This is a genomic window from Streptomyces sp. SS1-1, assembly GCF_008973465.1.
In the GTDB taxonomy this organism is placed as follows: Bacteria; Actinomycetota; Actinomycetes; order Streptomycetales; family Streptomycetaceae; genus Streptomyces.
Genome location: NZ_WBXN01000004.1, coordinates 5,061,037 through 5,076,283, shown reverse-complemented (window position 1 = coordinate 5,076,283; position 15,247 = coordinate 5,061,037). Strand labels below are relative to the sequence as shown.

General features: G+C 73.5%; 11 protein-coding genes. 3 read left to right on the top strand and 8 right to left on the bottom strand.

Features of this window, described 5'->3' with window-relative positions:
- Nucleotides 1-142: 142 nt before the first annotated feature.
- Together F8R89_RS24785 and F8R89_RS24780 are read right to left on the bottom strand one after the other, a co-directional pair.
- Nucleotides 143-3,172, bottom strand: a complete 3,030-nt coding sequence (locus F8R89_RS24785) for a putative bifunctional diguanylate cyclase/phosphodiesterase (RefSeq protein ID WP_192806218.1) — start codon at nt 3,170-3,172, stop codon at nt 143-145.
- A 453-nt stretch (nt 3,173-3,625) separates the two neighbouring features.
- Complete coding sequence (locus F8R89_RS24780; RefSeq protein WP_151786015.1) at nt 3,626-4,576, bottom strand: 2-hydroxyacid dehydrogenase; 951 nt, start codon at nt 4,574-4,576, stop codon at nt 3,626-3,628.
- Nucleotides 4,577-4,651: 75 nt separating this feature from the next.
- Between F8R89_RS24780 and F8R89_RS24775 the strand changes: the two genes are divergently transcribed.
- Complete coding sequence (locus F8R89_RS24775; protein ID WP_151786014.1) at nt 4,652-5,650, top strand: aldo/keto reductase; 999 nt, start codon at nt 4,652-4,654, stop codon at nt 5,648-5,650.
- Nucleotides 5,651-5,745: 95 nt separating this feature from the next.
- Complete coding sequence (locus tag F8R89_RS24770) at nt 5,746-6,948, top strand: PQQ-dependent sugar dehydrogenase (RefSeq protein ID WP_151786013.1); 1,203 nt, start codon at nt 5,746-5,748, stop codon at nt 6,946-6,948.
- On the opposite strand, the gene F8R89_RS24765 is transcribed toward F8R89_RS24770, so the two are convergent.
- The 6 genes from F8R89_RS24765 to F8R89_RS24740 all read right to left on the bottom strand — a co-directional run bounded on the left by F8R89_RS24765 (nt 6,935) and on the right by F8R89_RS24740 (nt 14,095).
- The gene (locus F8R89_RS24765) at nt 6,935-7,180 is read right to left on the bottom strand and encodes a DUF6191 domain-containing protein (protein WP_151786012.1); all 246 of its coding nucleotides are present in this window, start codon (nt 7,178-7,180) and stop codon (nt 6,935-6,937) included. The two genes, F8R89_RS24770 and F8R89_RS24765, sit on opposite strands and share 14 nt — an antisense overlap.
- Nucleotides 7,181-7,218: 38 nt before the next feature.
- Complete coding sequence (locus F8R89_RS24760) at nt 7,219-10,284, bottom strand: helix-turn-helix transcriptional regulator (RefSeq protein ID WP_151786011.1); 3,066 nt, start codon at nt 10,282-10,284, stop codon at nt 7,219-7,221.
- A 62-nt stretch (nt 10,285-10,346) separates the two neighbouring features.
- Entirely contained in the window at nt 10,347-10,571 is a 225-nt protein-coding gene (locus F8R89_RS24755; RefSeq protein ID WP_413251267.1) for a hypothetical protein, read from the bottom strand.
- Nucleotides 10,572-10,735: 164 nt separating this feature from the next.
- Nucleotides 10,736-11,278 carry a hypothetical protein gene (locus tag F8R89_RS24750; RefSeq protein WP_151786010.1) on the bottom strand — a complete coding sequence of 181 codons (543 nt, stop codon included), beginning with the start codon at nt 11,276-11,278 and terminating at the stop codon, nt 10,736-10,738.
- 35 nt (nt 11,279-11,313) lie between these two features.
- Nucleotides 11,314-11,889: a GNAT family N-acetyltransferase gene (locus tag F8R89_RS24745; protein WP_151786009.1), complete on the bottom strand. Its 576-nt coding sequence runs from the start codon at nt 11,887-11,889 to the stop codon at nt 11,314-11,316.
- Nucleotides 11,867-14,095 carry an MMPL family transporter gene (locus tag F8R89_RS24740; protein WP_151786008.1) on the bottom strand — a complete coding sequence of 743 codons (2,229 nt, stop codon included), beginning with the start codon at nt 14,093-14,095 and terminating at the stop codon, nt 11,867-11,869. Before F8R89_RS24740 ends, F8R89_RS24745 begins: the two co-directional genes overlap by 23 nt.
- A 307-nt stretch (nt 14,096-14,402) precedes the next feature.
- Here F8R89_RS24740 and F8R89_RS24735 point away from each other — a divergent pair, with 307 nt between their 5' ends.
- Nucleotides 14,403-15,206 (top strand): SAM-dependent methyltransferase, encoded by an 804-nt coding sequence (locus F8R89_RS24735; RefSeq protein ID WP_151786007.1) that lies wholly within the window; start codon nt 14,403-14,405, stop codon nt 15,204-15,206.
- Nucleotides 15,207-15,247: the final 41 nt, after the last annotated feature.

Below are 15,247 nucleotides of genomic sequence, written 5' to 3'. Positions count from 1 at the left end.
GGCAAGCGAGGGGAGCGCGCCGGGTGTGGGTCGCTGGGATTCCGGGTCGGTCCGGACGTCACCAGCTTCAGCCGACGCGCTTTCCAAGTACGAGAATTCGGGTGCGCATGGCACTGACCCTCCCCCCGGCGCGCACCCGGTGTCAAGTGGGTGGGACGGGAGTCTCATTATGTGAACGCAGGCCCGTCCCGCCGCCGAGGACGGCGGGCACCCCTGTGGTGTACCTCCCCGTACCCCGTTCGGCGGGCTCCCGCGCACTGCCCACGAACGCGGGTTCGACGGGGCCGTTCGGCACCGGGTAGTGGCCGGCGGTGAGCGCCCGGCGCAGCCGGTACTCGTCCAGCGGCCCGGAGAAGGCCATGCCCTGTCCATGGGTGCAGCCCATGGAGCGCAGGGCGACGACCTGCTCGGGGAGGTCCACGCCGTCGGCCACGGACTGGAGCCCCAGGTCGCCCGCGATCCGCAGCAGCCCGCCGGTGATCTTGTGCAGCCGGGCGGACTCGACGACGCCCTCGACCAGGCCCCGGTCGAGCTTGAGCACATCGACGGGGAGCCGGCGCAGGGCGGTGATGGCCGCGTAGCCGCTGCCGAAGCCGTCCAGGGCGATCCGGACGCCGAGCCGGCGCAGCCCGCTGAGCCGGCGCTCCAGCTCGTCCAGCGGGATCCGCGGATCGAGGTCGGCCAGCTCGATGACGAGCGACCCGGACGGCAGCCCGTACCGGGTCAGGAGCGTCTCCACGGAGCCGAGCGGCATCGACCGGTCGAGCAGCCGGCGCGCGCCCACGCGTACGGCGACGGGGACGGCGTGGCCGGTCGCGGTGCGCTCGGCGGCCTGCTCGACGGCCTCCTCCAGCATCCAGCGGCCCAGCTCGGCGGTCTTGTCGCTGTCCTCGGCGACCCGCAGGAACTCGGCGGGCGTGAACAGCACCCCCTGCGAGGAGCGCCAGCGCGCCTGGGTGGCGACCGACGCGATCCGGCCGGTCTCCAGGCACACCACCGGCTGGTGCAGCAGCGCGAACTCGCCGTCGTGCAGCGCGGCCCGCAGACGCGTGGCCAGCTCCGCCTTGCGGACGACGTCCTGCTGCATATGCGGCTTGTACAGCTCGACGCGGCCCTTGCCGCCCGCCTTGGCCCGGTACATGGCCAGGTCGGCGTTGCGCAGCAACTCCCCGGCGCCCAGGCCCGGTTCGGCGAAGGCGACGCCGATGGATGCGTTGACGCGGACATCGTTGCCGTCGATGAGGTAGGGCTGGGACAGCGTCACCCTGAGGCGGTCGGCGAGCTCCAGGATGTGCCGTTCCCGGGCGGCGCGGTCGCGGGTGCCGTCCCCGGTGATCAGGGCCGCGAACTCGTCGCCACCCAGCCGCGAGGCGATGTCCCCGCCGCGGACCGCGTCCTGGAGTCTGCGGGCGGCCTGGACGAGCAGCTCGTCCCCGGCCTGGTGTCCGATCGTGTCGTTGACGCCCTTGAAGCCGTCGAGGTCGATGAAGAGCACGGCCGTGTTGCGCAGGGCGGTGCCCCGGTCGGTGGCGCGGCGGCCGGACAGGGCCTGCTGCACCCGCTTGGTGAACAGGGCGCGGTTGGGCAGGTCCGTGAGCGGGTCGTGCTCGGCGTTGTGCTGGAGCTGGGCCTGCAGGCGGACCCGCTCGGTGACGTCCCGGCTGTTGAAGATCAGGCCGCCGTGGTGCCGGTTGACCGTCGACTCGACGTTGAGCCAGCCGCCGTCGCCGGAGCGGAACCGGCACTCGATGCGTGTGGTGGGTTCCTCCAGCGGGCTGGCGGCGAGGAAGCGGCGCACCTCGTGCACCACGCAGCCCAGGTCCTCCGGGTGGATGAGGCCGGCCAGCTCCGAACCGACCAGTTCCTCGGCGGAGCGGCCGTAGACGCCGGCGGCGGCCGGGGACACGTACCGCAGGATGCCGTTGGGCGCGGCGATCATGATGACGTCGCTGGAGCCCTGCACCAGGGACCGGAAGTGGTTCTCCTTCTGGGCGAGTTCCTGGGTGAGGGTGATGTTGTCGAGCAGCATGATGCCCTGGCGCACGACGAGGGCGAGCACCACGGTGCCGCCGGTGATCAGCACGACGTGGTCGACGCTGCGGCCGTTGAGGACGTTGTACAGGATGCCCAGGGTGCAGACGGCGGCGGCGAGGTAGGGCGTGAGGGCGGCCAGGGAGCCGGCGATGGGCCGGGTGAGCGGATACCGCGGCTGGTCACCCGGCTGCGGGACCGGTGGCGGGGCGGGGTGGTGGTGGCCGGCGCCGCGCTGGCCCGGCAGATGCTCGTGGACCACGCGGGAGTGCCCGCCGTCCTCGCGCCGGGCGTCGGCGGGCCCGCGCCTGGGGGCGGCCCAGGGCGCGTAGGCGAGGAGCAGGGAGCCCGCGAACCATCCGGCGTCGAGCAACTGCCCCGACTGGTACGCGTGGTGGAGCAGCGGCGAGGTGAACAGCGCGTCGCACATCACGGTCAGGGCGAGCGCGCCGATCGCGGTGTTGATCGCGGTCCGGTTGGTCGAGGAGTGCCGGAAGTGCAGGGCGAGCACCATGCTGACCAGGGCGATGTCCAGCAGCGGGTAGGCGAGCGAGAGCGCGGTGTGGGCGACACTGGGGCCCTCGGACTTGGCGGCCTGGGCGAGGGCGAGACTCCAGGCCAGCGTCAGCAGCGAGCCGCCGATCAGCCAGGCGTCCAGCCCGAGGCAGACCCACCCGGCCTTGGTCACGGGCCGTTTGGCGAGCACCAGGAGGCCGACGATGGCGGGCGGCGCGAAGCACAGGAAGAACGCGTCGGCGTACGAGGGGCTCGGCACGGGCCGCTCCAGGACGACCTCGTACCACCCCCAGACCAGGTTGCCGACGGCGGCCATCGCCGAGGAGAGCGCGAACAGCAGCCAGGCGGGCCGGAAGCGGATGCGGCGGCTGCGGGCGTAGCGGAAGCAGGAGACGGCGGCCACCGAGGCGGCCGCGGCCAGTCCGAAGTCGCCCATGATCAGGGCGAGTCGGTCCGAGCCCCAGCCGACGGCGGCCCCGACGGCGTAGGCCGCGCACACCAGGGCCAGAACGCACTGCTGGGCGAGGGCGGAGCCGCCGAGCAGGGGGCTCGGCAGGATCAGCCGCGGTGTGCGCCGGTCCCGCACTCCGTCGACGCGCGTCGGGGAGGGCGGTGGCGAGCTCACCGGTCCCTCCCGGTGCGCGCCGCTCGTGGGTCCCGCGGGTCCCGGTGGGCCGGGCGGGTCTGCCGCCTCCGGCCGCCGGGCCCGCGTGGATGCTGTCCGTGACGGCAGCCGTGACCGGTCTGGTGGCCGCGTCCGCGGGCGGCCGTCCGCCAGGGTCGCCGTCGGCGGCCCCGCAGCGTCGGATCGATCGTCCATAGGCCGTGCATCGCCCGTCGCCCCCCTCACACATCTGGTCTGTCCGTCCCCGGCGCCGAACGGTGCGCGGCGCAGCCCCTGTCCGGACGATACACCAGTCTCGTCACTCAGGGACATAGCATCTCTACTCTCCGTGACGACCAGCGCATATGCGCGTACGGACCGCTTCCGAAGGGTCGCGGACGGTACTCGAAGCGGATTTCCGGCTTGTTGCGTGGCGGCGAGCGCGTCACCCCGCGCACGGTCGGCCGGTGGGCGTCACGCGCGGTTCGCACCCGTCGTAAGGATCACGTTGCGCAACGGCTCCCGGTTCACCCAACGAGTCAACTGGTCCACCAGCAACCGCTTCGCGCGCGGCAGGAACGCGGACGTGGGCCCGCCGACGTGCGGGCTGATCAGGACGCCGGGGGCCCGCCACAGGGGGTGCGCCGGCGGGAGCGGCTCGGGGTCGGTGACGTCCAGGGCCGCCGTGATGCGGCCGGTCTCCACCTCCGCCAGCAGGGCCTTCGTGTCCACGACGCCGCCGCGGGCGACGTTGACCAGGAGCGCGCCGTCCTTCATACGGGCGAGGAAGGCGGCGTCGACCAGGTGCCGGGTCGCCTCCGTGAGAGGCGTGGAGAGGATGACGACGTCCGCGTCGGGGAGCAGGGCGGACAGATCGGTGAGTGGATGCACGGGTCCGCGCGCCGTGGTGCGCGCCGAGCGCGCGACGCGCGCCACCCGCGCCACCTCGAAGGGAACGAGCCGGTCCTCGATGGCCGCGCCGATCGAGCCGTATCCCACGATGAGGACGTTCTTGTCGGCGAGCGCCGGGCGGAATCCTCCGCGCCACTCCCCCTTGTCCTGCGCCCGCACGAAGTCCGGGATGCCGCGCAGGGACGCGAGGACCAGCGCGAGCGTGAGCTCGGAGGTGCTCGCCTCGTGCACCCCGCGCGCGTTGCACAGCCGCACGCCGGGCGGCAGGTGCCTGAGGCCCGGCTCCACGTGGTCGGTGCCGGCGGACAGCGTCTGCACGACCTCCACGGCGGTCATCGCGGGCAGGGGGCGCTGACCGACCTCCGGCGCCTTCATATAGGGAACGACGTAGAACGCGCACTCCGCGGGATCGGCGGGGTAGTCCTCGCCGCCGTCCCAGAAGCGGTACGCCGGACCTGCGGGAAGGCCGTCGATCTCGTCCGGCCGGAGCGGGAGCCACACGTCAGCAGTCATGCCTGGAGGCTATGTCAGGCGAACTGGTGTGCAGAGGTTAGGTTGGGGTGCCGGAAGAGGGAGGGTTACGGCCAGGTGGAGCGCAGGACGATCGGCGCGGGCGCACTCGCGGTGGGAGCCGTCGGCCTCGGCTGCATGCCGATGAGCTGGGCCTACAGCTCGTCACGGCAGCGGGGCGAGGAGTCGCTGAGAGCGGTGCACCGCGCACTCGATCTGGGCACGACGCTGCTGGACACGGCCGACATGTACGGCCCGTTCACCAACGAGCTGCTGGTGGGGCGGGTGTTGAAGGAGCGGCGGCCGGACGCCTTCGTCTCGACGAAGGTCGGTCTGCTGGTCGGCGAGCAGCACATCGTGGCCAACGGCCGCCCCGGCTATGTGAGACGGGCGTGCGACGCCTCGCTGCGCCGGCTCCAGACCGACGTCATCGACCTGTACCAGCTGCACCGCGCCGACCCGGAGGTGCCCGTCGAGGAGACGTGGGGCGCGATGGCCGAGCTGGTGCAGGCCGGCAAGGTGCGGGCGCTGGGGCTGTGCGCGGTCGGCGCCCGCGGCGGGCGGCGGTCCGGCGCACGCCTGCACGACGCCACGATCCGCCAGCTCCAGCGGGTGCAGCAGGTCTTCCCGGTGAGCGCGGTGCAGGCCGAGCTGTCGGTGTGGTCGCCCGAGGCGCTGGAGACGCTGCTGCCGTGGTGCGAGGCCCGCGGGGTCGGCTTCCTGGCCGCGATGCCGCTCGGCAACGGCTTCCTGACCGGCACCCTCACCCCGGGCCAGGGCTTCGAGCCCGACGACGTGCGCGCCCGGCACCCGCGCTTCACCGCCGAGATGATGGCGGCGAACCAGCCGATCGTGGTGGGGCTGCGCCGGATAGCCGCCCGGCACGGGGGCGGGGTGACACCGGCGCAGGTGGCGCTGGCGTGGGTGCTGGCGCAGGGACGGCACGTGGTGCCGGTGCCGGGGGCGAAGCGGGAGCGCTGGGTGACGGAGAACGCGGGGGCCGAGGGGCTGCGGCTGACGAGCGAGGACCTGGCCGAGGTGGCGGAGCTGCCCCGGGCGCGGGGATCCTGGGACTGACGGCGGGGTCGCCCCTCCGTCGGAGCCCCGGACCCGTGATCGATGATCGGTGACCGGTCCCAGGAGATCGGGAACCCGGGAGGCCCGAGCGGTGTATGAAGAGTGAGACCCGCCGCGTCGAAGGGACCGTGATCGTGCAACGTCGAGCCGTGTCGGCCGTGTTGGCCGCCGCCGCACTCCTGCTGACGGCCGGATGCTCGTCCGGCGACGGTGACACGCCGGAGAAGAACGGAGGCGCGCGGCCGAGCGCCACCGCCGGTTCCGAGGCGCCGCCGAGCGCGCGGGCGACCGCGACCCCGCCCGCGAAGGGCACGGTCTCCGTGGTGCGCACGGTCGCCGAGGGCCTGAAGACCCCCTGGGGTCTCGCCCCGATCCCGGGCGGCGATCTGCTGGTGTCCTCCCGTGACGAGGCCACGATCACCCGGGTCGACCCGGAGACGGGGAAGAAGACCGAGCTGGGCGAGGTGCCCGGGGTGTCGGCGGCCGGCGAGGGCGGGCTGCTGGGCATAGCGCTGTCCCCGGACTTCGCCGCGGACCGCATGATCTACGCCTACTTCACCTCCGCCTCGGACAACCGCATCGTGCGGATGCTCTACGACGCGAAGCGGCCCGCGGGCGAGCAGCTGGGCGCCCCGGACACGGTCTTCAAGGGCATACCGAAGGGCTTCATCCACAACGGCGGGCGGATCGCCTTCGGCCCGGACCGCATGCTGTACGCGGGCACCGGCGAGAGCGGCGACACCGGGCTGTCCCAGGACAAGAAGTCCCTGGGCGGCAAGATCCTGCGGATGACGCCCGAGGGCGAGCCCGCGCCGGGCAACCCGTTCCCGGACTCCCCGGTGTACTCCTACGGCCACCGCAATGTGCAGGGCCTGGCCTGGGACCGTGAACAGCGGCTGTTCGCCTCGGAGTTCGGCCAGGACACCTGGGACGAGCTGAACGCGATCAAGCCCGGCGACAATTACGGCTGGCCCGAGGCCGAGGGCAGGACCGATGACAAGGACGTCCACAGTCCGCTGGCCCAGTGGGCGACCGACGACGCCTCCCCCAGCGGGCTGGCCCACGCCAAGGGCTCTCTGTGGATGGCCGGGCTGAAGGGCCGGACCTTGTGGCGGGTCCCGCTCGACGGCGTCAAGGCGTCGGCCGACCCCCAGCCCTTCCTGAAGGGCGAGTACGGCCGGCTGCGGACGGTCGTGGCCGCGGGCGGCGACAGGCTGTGGCTGGTGACGAGCAACACCGACGGAAGGGGTGACCCGAAGAGCGGCGACGACCGCATCCTGGAGCTCAAGGTGAGCTGAGGCGCCCGCTACCCTCACCGCTCTCCCCGCCGCCGTCCTCGCCACCCTCGTCGTCCTCCTCGGGGGACGCCGGGTCCGTACGCCGTACGACGACCTTTCCGGAGGCGAGGTCTATCGGCCCGCGTCCGGGGTCGTTGTCCCCTACGTCCTCGCGGCTCAGTTCCAGGCGCTTCTGTTCGTCGTGCTGGTGCTTGCGGCCTGGCGCGAAGAGCTCTTCGAACGCGTTGAACACGGGACCTCCTCCGACCGGCGTCCCTTGCAGCGTATGCCTCAGCCGCGCGATCCGGAGGTGAGCGTCTCCATCGGGAAGAGGCCCATCCGGTGTGCCACGGCGGCCGCCTCGCCCCGGCCGGAGACGCCGAGCTTGCCCAGGATGTTCGACACGTGGACGCTCGCCGTCTTCGGGGAGATGAAGAGCTCCTCGGCGATCTGGCGGTTGGTGCGGCCCGCGGAGACCAGGCGCAGCACATCGCGCTCGCGGCTGGTGAGGCCGAGGGTGTCGGCCGGGTCGGCGGGCGGCGGGGCCGTGGTGAGGCTGAGGCGGGCCCGCTGGGCCAGCAGGGTCGTGGCGTCGGCGAGCGGGCGGGCGCCCAGGTGGACGGCGGTGGCCCGGGTCAGCCGGAGCAGTTCCGTGGCGCGGGCCCGCTCGTCGTCGCCGCCCTCCGTCAGCAGCGCCTCGGCCAGGCGGTGGCGGACCCGGGCGAGGTCGTAGGGGCGTTCCAGGGGCTCGAAGGCGGTGACCACGTCGGACCAGGTGCCGGGGTCGGTGCCGTCCTCGGCCCGGGCGAGCTCGGCGCGGGTCCAGCGCTCATAGGCCCGCCACACGGGAGCGCCCGTGGCGAGGGTGCGGACGGCCTCGAAGAGCCGCCCCAGGAAGGCGGTGCGTCCGTCGCCTGCGCCGGGCGTCGGAAGGGCGCGGGCGTCGGCCTCGGCGACGGCGGCGTCCAGCAGCAGGGGCCAGACATAGCGCTGGGTGCCGGGCGGGAAGCCGGCGTCGAGGACCCGGTCGGCCTCGGCGCGCGCGTCGAGGACGCGGCCCTCGGCGGCGGCCGTCCCGAAGGCGAGGCGGGACATGGGCAGGTTGTGCTGCGGCATCGGGTCGTGGGTGCCGTAGGAGGCGCGCGCGGCGGCGAGGTGGCGGGCGGCCTCGGCGGTCTCGCCGCGGTCGAGCGCGAGCTGGGCGAGGCGTGCGGCGGCGCCGCCGCGCGGCTTGGCGGACTGGCTGGTGCGCTGGGCGGCGACGGCGGCCTCGGCCGCCTCGTCCCAGTGGCCGAGGGAGACCAGGGACTCGGCGAGGTTCACCCACACCCAGGCCTCGGAGTCGCGCAGGCCCCACTCCTGGGTGAGCCGCAGGCCCTCGCGAAGGATGCCGACGGCCTCCGCGGAGCGGCCGACGCCTTCCAGGACGGACGGCAGGTTCACATGGCTGCGGCCCACCACGGAGATGAGGCCGCGTTCCAGGACCGCTTCCTTGACCTCGTACATCTGGTCGAGGCCGGCGCCGTCCCCGGCCTCGACCATGAGTCCGCCGAGGGTGAGGCGGGCGTTCAGCTCGATGTCCTCGGCGCCCACCATGCGCGCGTACTCCACGGCCCGTTCGGCAGCGGACACGGCGTCGGGGCCGGGGTCGCGCAGCATGGACCAGCTCGCGGCGGTGGCGAGCACCTCGGCGTGCACCTCGGACGGCGGCAGGCCGCGTACGAGGTCCTGGGCGGTGCCGATCTCCTTCCAGCCGTCCCCGCGGGCCAGGGCCTGCACCAGCCGGGAGCGCTGGATCCAGAACCAGGCGGCGCGCAGCGGGTCGTGGTCCTCCTCCAGCAGGTGCAGGGCCCGCTTGGTGATCTTCAGGGCGCGTTCGCGTTCCCCGCAGCGGCGTCCGGCGACGGCCGCCTCGGCCATCAGGTCGAGGTAGCGCAGCGGGGCGGCGGGCTCGGCGGTGCCGCCGTGCCGCTCGGACAGCGGCGGCGGATAGGCCTCGGTGTAGTCGACGGGGCGCAGGGTGGCGCGGATGCCGGCGGGGGTCGCGTCCCAGAGTTCCATCGCGCGTTCCAGCAGCCGGAGTTGCTCGGAGTGGGCGCGTCGGCGGCGGGCGGTGACGGCGGCGTCGAGGGCGGCGGGCAGGGCCTTGGCCGGGTCGTTCGCGTGGTACCAGTAGCTGGCCAGCCGCATCACGCGCTCACCGGCGGGGACGAGCGTCGGGTCGGCTTCGAGGGCTTCGGCGTAGCGGCGGTTGATGCGGGAGCGTTCGCCGGGCAGCAGATCGTCGGCGACGGCCTCGCGGACGAGGGAGTGCCGGAAGCGGTAGCCGTCGTCGCCGGACGCGACGGTGAGGATGCTGGCGTTGACGGCGGCCCGCAGCGCCTCGATCAGATCGTCCTCGGCGAGGTCGGCGACGGCGGCGAGGAGCCGGTACTCGACGGTGGAGCCGCCCTCGGCGACGAGCCGGGCGATCCGCTGGGCGCTTTCGGGCAGCCGTTCGACACGGACGAGGAGCAGGTCGCGCAGGGAGTCGGTGAGGCCGGTGCAGCCGCCCTCGTGGGCGGCGACGGCGAGTTCCTCGACGAAGAAGGCGTTCCCGTCGGAGCGTTCGAAGATCGCGTCGACCTGGGCCGGGTCGGGTTCGCGGGCGAGGATGCCGGCGATCTGGCAGCCGACCTCGTCGCGGGTGAAGCGGCCGAGTTCGATGCGGCGGACGGTGCGCAGCCGGTCGAGTTCGGCGAGGAGCGGGCGCAGCGGGTGCCGGCGGTGGATGTCGTCGGAGCGGTAGGTGGCGAGGACGACGAGGCGGGCGGTGCGCAGGGTGCGGAAGAGGTAGGTGAGCAGGTGCCGGGTGGAGGCGTCGGCCCAGTGCAGGTCCTCCAGGGCGACGACGACCGTGCGGTCGGCGGCGAGGCGTTCCAGGAGGCGGGCGGTCAGTTCGAAGAGGCGGGCCATGCCCTCCTCGCCGGAGCGGTCGGCGCCGAGGCCGGCGGGGCTCTCCCCCACCTCGGGCAGCAGGCGCGCCAGCTCCTCCTCCTGGCCGGCGGCGGCCGCGGCCAGTTCCCCGGGCAGTTGGCGGCGCAGGGCGCGCAGGGCGGTGGAGAAGGGGGCGAACGGCAGGCCGTCGGCGCCGATCTCGACGCAGCCGCCGAGGGCCACGACGGCGCCCGCGCGGGCGGCCGCGGTCGCGAACTCCTCGACGAGGCGGGTCTTGCCGACGCCGGCCTCACCGCCGATGACCAACGCCTGCGGCTCGCCCGTGGTGGCACGGGCGAGCGCGTCGTCCAACGTCTCCAACTCGGTTGTCCGGCCGACGAACACGGGGCTTACGGAGCGGCTCTCCACAGGCCCGAGCATCGCACGCGGCGCGGGCGGCGCGGCACCGGTTTTCCCGGGGCCGGGCCCGGCCCCCGGCGGCCTCACGCGGCGCGTGCGGCTCGCCGGTGGCCGGGGTGGGCGCTATGCGAGGGCGTGTCCTCCGCGTTCCGGGCGGGGCGCCGGGCGGCGCGGCGCGCGGCGCGGCGGACCCGGACGGCCTCGCGGACCAGGCGCTCGTGCTCGGCCTGGCGGATCAGCTCGTCGGTGCGGAGGTGGTGCATCTCGTGGTCGTACATGGTGTCCCCCTGGTGGATCCGGGCTGTCATCGCTTCTTGCGATGCCTCCACCTTCGTCTCCCAGGGGGGTCCGCCACATCGGGAGAGTGCCGCATCTTCCCGGCCGGGCGGGTGCCTTAGAGACGGCGAAGGGGCCTCAGGCCGCCGTCTAAGGTGCTTACGGCGGCCCTGAGGCCCCTTCGGTCCGCGGTGACTCAGCCCGCCGAGGGCAGGCCGAGCAGCGCGTCGGTGTACTTGAGGACGGCCAGGAGCAGACCGATGACGCCGAGGACGACACCGCCCCAGGCGACGGACTTGATCCAGGCGGGCTGCGGTGCGCCGGGGGCCCCGAACGCGGGCCGGGCGAGCACCACGACACCGACGATCAGCGCGACCACCGCGAACAGGCCGGCGACCAGCGCGGAGGTCTGCCAGGCGTCGCCGTAGACCGCCTTGATCTGGGTGGCCACGTCCGCCTGGGACGACGTCTCCAGCTGGCCGATGAGCGTCTCGCGGGCGGCGGCGACCGTGCCGAGCCAGCCGCCGGTCAGGGACACGAGGGCGAGCGCGGCGGAGACCACCGCGGCGGCGCCCTGGCCGACGAAGGAGGGCGCCGCTTCCGTCGCCTCGGCGGCCACCTCCTCGGGCTCTTCGCCGGCGACGGCGTCGGCCTGGGCCTCGGCCGCCTCGGTGGCGTCCACGGTCTCTTCGTCGGCCTCGGCCGCGGTCACGGTCTCGTCCACTGTCTTCGTTCCCATGCTCGGCACCGTACGGATACTTCCTGAGAGGTGTCTTAATGATCGCTGTGCGCGGTACGCGCGCGTGCTTCGCGCCACTCCGGGGCGAGGACCGACCAGATCTCCAGGTCGTGCCGGACCCCGTCGTGGAGGTGGGCCTCGCGGCGCACGCCGTCCCGGGTCATGCCGAGGCGGCGGGCGACGTCGAGGCTGGCGGTGTTGCCGGCGGCGGCGACCCATTCGACGCGGTGGATGCCGCGCTCCTCGACGGCCCAGTCGATGAGGACCCGCATGGCCCGTGTGACGAGGCCGCGCCCGGTCGCGGCGGGCTCCAGCCAGCAGCCGACCTCGCAGGTCCCTGCCGCCGCGTCGAAGTGCAGGGTGAGGACGCCGCCGACGAGCTGCCCGTCCAGCCAGATGCCGTGGTACGAGGCACTGTCCGCGGCGCGCAGGTCGGCGTACCGCTGGAGCGTGGCGCGGGCGGACGCCGGGTCGGTGACGGCCGAGCCGAACGGGATGAACCGTCCGATGAACTCCCGGCCGCGCTCCAGATGGGCCAGGAACGCGTCGGCGTGCCACGGCTCCAGCGGCCTCAGTTCGGCGCCGTCGTCACCCAGGGATATCGCGTACATCGTCCCGCTGCTCCTTCTCGAGTTCCGCCACGACGTCGGTGAGCCTCTCATGGGCGGCGCGGCACTCGGGCGGCTCGATGCTGATGCGCGGCATGCGCTGGTCGAGCCAGCGGGGCAGCCACCAGTTGGCGCCGCCGAGCAGGTGCATGAGCGCGGGGACGAGGAGGGTGCGCAGCACGAACGCGTCCAGGGCGACGGCCGCCGCCAGGGCGATGCCGAACATGGCGATCACGCGGTCGCCGCTGAGGACGAAGGCGAGGAACACGGAGATCATGATGACGGCGGCGGAGTTGATCACCCGGCTGGTCTCGGCGAGGCCGATGCGTACGGCCCGCCGGTTGTCGCCGGTCTCCAGCCACTCCTCGTACATCCGGCTGACCAGGAAGACCTGGTAGTCCATGGAGAGTCCGAAGAGCACGGACACCATGATCACGGGGAGGAAGGGCTCGATCGGCCCGGCCCGGCCCAGGCCGAGCAGTTCGCTCCCCCAGCCCCACTGGAAGACGGCCACGACGACGCCGAACGCGGCGGCCACGGCGGCCACGTTCATCACGGCGGCCTTCAGCGGGATGCCGAGGGACCGGAAGGCGAACAGGAGCAGCAGACAGCCGAGGCCGATGACGGCGCCGACGAAGAGGGGCAGCTTGCCGACGATCACGTCGGCGAAGTCGTCGTAGCCGGCCGTCATGCCGCCGACGTGCACGTCGAGGGAGGTGCCGGTCTCGGCGCGCGGCAGGACGTCGTCGCGCAGCCGGTCCACGAGGTCGCTGGTCCGGTGGGACTGCGGGGACGAGTCGGGGACCACGGTGAGGTAGGCGGTGTCGCTGTGCGCGTCGTACGTCACCGGGGTCACGGAGGCGACGCCCTCGGTGGTGCGCAGGGTGGCGTCGAGGTTGTCGAGGGCGAGCTTGTCCTCGGCGCCGCCGACCTGGGTGACGAGGGTGAGCGGCCCGTTGACGCCGGGCCCGAAGCCGTCGGCGAGGAGGTCGTAGGCCTGACGGGTGGTGGAGCCGGCCGGGTTGTTGCCCTGGTCGGAGGTGCCGAGGCGCAGCCCCAGGGTGGGCAGGGCGAGGACGGTGATGACGGCGAGGGCGATCGCGCCGAGGGCCTTGGGGTGGCGTTCCACGAAGGCGGACCAGCGGGCGGCGAGGCCGGTGGGCAGTTCGGGCTGGGGGCCGTGCTCGGCGAGCCGGCGCCGCTCGCGGCGGCTGAGGGCGCGCATGCCGATGAGGGACAGCAGGGCGGGCAGCAGGGTCACGGAGGCCGCGACGGTGAGCACCACGGTCAGGGAGGCGGCGATCGCCACGCCGTTGAGGAAGCTGAGCCGCAGGATCAGCATGCCGAGCAGGGCTATGCACACCGTGGCGCCCGCGAACACCACCGCGCGCCCGGTGGTGGCGACGGCGTTGGTGATCGACTCGGCCACGGGCAGGCCGCGTTTGAGGCCGCGGCGGTGCCGGGTGACGATGAACAGCGCGTAGTCGATGCCGACGCCGAGCCCGACGAGCATGCCGAGCATGGGGGCGAAGTCGGCGACCGTCATGGCGTGCCCGAGGAGCGCGATCCCCGCGTAGGCGGTGCCGACGCTCACCAGGGCGGTGGCGATGGGCAGCAGCGAGGCGGCGAGCGAGCCGAAGGCGAGGAAGAGCACGACGGCGGCGACGGCCACGCCGACGATCTCGGCGGTGTGCCCGCCCGGTGACTCGGTGAGGGCGACGGCGGACCCGCCGAGCTCGACCTGGAGCCCGTCGGTCTCGGCGGCCTTCGCGGTGTCGACGACGGCCCGGGCCTCGCCCTTGTCGAGGTGCTCGGCGCCGTCGCGGAAGGTGACGGTGGCGTAGGCGGTGTGCCCGTCCTCGCTGATCCGGGCGGCGCCCTGCTTGCCGTAGGGGCCGTCCACGGACGCGACGCCGGGCAGGTGCGCGATCTCGTCCAGGGTGCGTGTCATGGTCTGCTGGACGGCGCCGGCGCGGACGGTGCCCGACGTGGTGTGCCAGACGACGCTGTCGGTGTCGCCGCCGAGGCCGGGGAAGCCCTCCCGCAGCAGCTGGGTGGCGCGGCCGGACTCGGTGCCGGGGACCTCGTAGTCGTTGGAGTACGCGGAACCCGTGACGGCGGCGGCCGCGGTCACCCCGCCGAAGGCGAGGAGCCAGAGCAGTACGGCGACGAGGCGGCGTTGGACACACCAGCGTGCAAGAGCTGCCACGGACGTGCTCCCAGGGGGACGATGTGTGGATCTTTGACCGGGAACAGTCGTTCATGGAGTGAACAGCCCGCAAAGAACACATGAGCGATGTGAAACAACCCTTGCATCAGAAAATGATCGTTTGCCGCGATCGTGGGGTTGTTCACAGGAATAGGAGGAAGATCACAGGCCGGTAACGGCGTTTGTGTCGTCGCAGGTGGCGCCTCTCACAGAAATGCCTCCGCACACCGGGAACTTATTCCGAGCACCCGGCCGGGCTTCTCCGTATTCTTTTCCGCCGCCCCGGACCCAAGGAGCCCGTCCACCCATGCCGGACCACACCCCGCACACTCCGAGTGAGCCCCTCGCCGCACGGCTGACCCATCCCCGCTATCCGCGCTCCGGCCGCTACGACCCCCGCTGGGTCGTCGACAACCAGATGGGGCCGAACGCGCTCTGGCTGCTGGAGTGGCTGGCCCCCGCCCTCGGCCTGGACGCGCTGCGCCCCGGCGCCCGCGTCCTGGACCTGGGCTGCGGCCGGGCCATGACCTCCGTCTTCCTGGCCAGGGAGTACGACGCCCAGGTCACCGCCGCCGACCTGTGGATCGAGCCCGACGACAACGCGCGCCGGGTCGCCGAGGCCGGTTTCGCCGACCGGGTGCTGCCCGTGAAGGCGGAGGCGCACGACCTGCCGTTCGCGGAGGGCTGCTTCGACACGATCGTGAGCGTCGACGCCTACCAGTACTTCGGCACCGACGACCTCTACCTGCCCACCCTGACCCGGCTGCTGCGCCCCGGCGGCCGGATCGGTGTCGTCGTCCCCGCGCTGCGCGAGGAGCTGGACGGCGTGGAGCCGCCGGAGCATCTGCGGCCGTACTGGGAGCCCGCGTACTGGTGCTTCCACAGCGCCGGCTGGTGGCGGCGCCACTGGACCCGCAGCGGGGCCGTGGAGGTCGAGGCCGCCGACTGGCTGGACGACGGCTGGCGGGACTGGCTGCTGTGGTGCGAGGTGGTCGCCGAGGAGAGCCCCGAGGAGTTCCACCGCACGATGGCCCGCCAGGTCGCCGAGATGGTCCGCCGCGACGAGGGGCGCACGCTCGGCTTCGTCCGCGTGGTGGGGCGCCGCCGCTGACGACGAGGGGGACGCGCCGGTGTCCGGTGCGTCCCCCTCGT

Excerpts from the sequence above, each read along its gene's own strand:
- F8R89_RS24780 (WP_151786015.1), bottom strand. The coding sequence starts at position 4,576 with ATGACTGCTGACGTGTGGCTCCCGCTCCGGCCGGACGAGATCGACGGC.
- F8R89_RS24770 (WP_151786013.1), top strand. The coding sequence starts at position 5,746 with ATGAAGAGTGAGACCCGCCGCGTCGAAGGGACCGTGATCGTGCAACGT.
- F8R89_RS24760 (WP_151786011.1), bottom strand. The coding sequence starts at position 10,284 with ATGCTCGGGCCTGTGGAGAGCCGCTCCGTAAGCCCCGTGTTCGTCGGC.
- F8R89_RS24755 (WP_413251267.1), bottom strand. The coding sequence starts at position 10,571 with ATGACAGCCCGGATCCACCAGGGGGACACCATGTACGACCACGAGATG.
- F8R89_RS24750 (WP_151786010.1), bottom strand. The coding sequence starts at position 11,278 with ATGGGAACGAAGACAGTGGACGAGACCGTGACCGCGGCCGAGGCCGAC.
- F8R89_RS24745 (WP_151786009.1), bottom strand. The coding sequence starts at position 11,889 with ATGTACGCGATATCCCTGGGTGACGACGGCGCCGAACTGAGGCCGCTG.
- F8R89_RS24735 (WP_151786007.1), top strand. The coding sequence starts at position 14,403 with ATGCCGGACCACACCCCGCACACTCCGAGTGAGCCCCTCGCCGCACGG.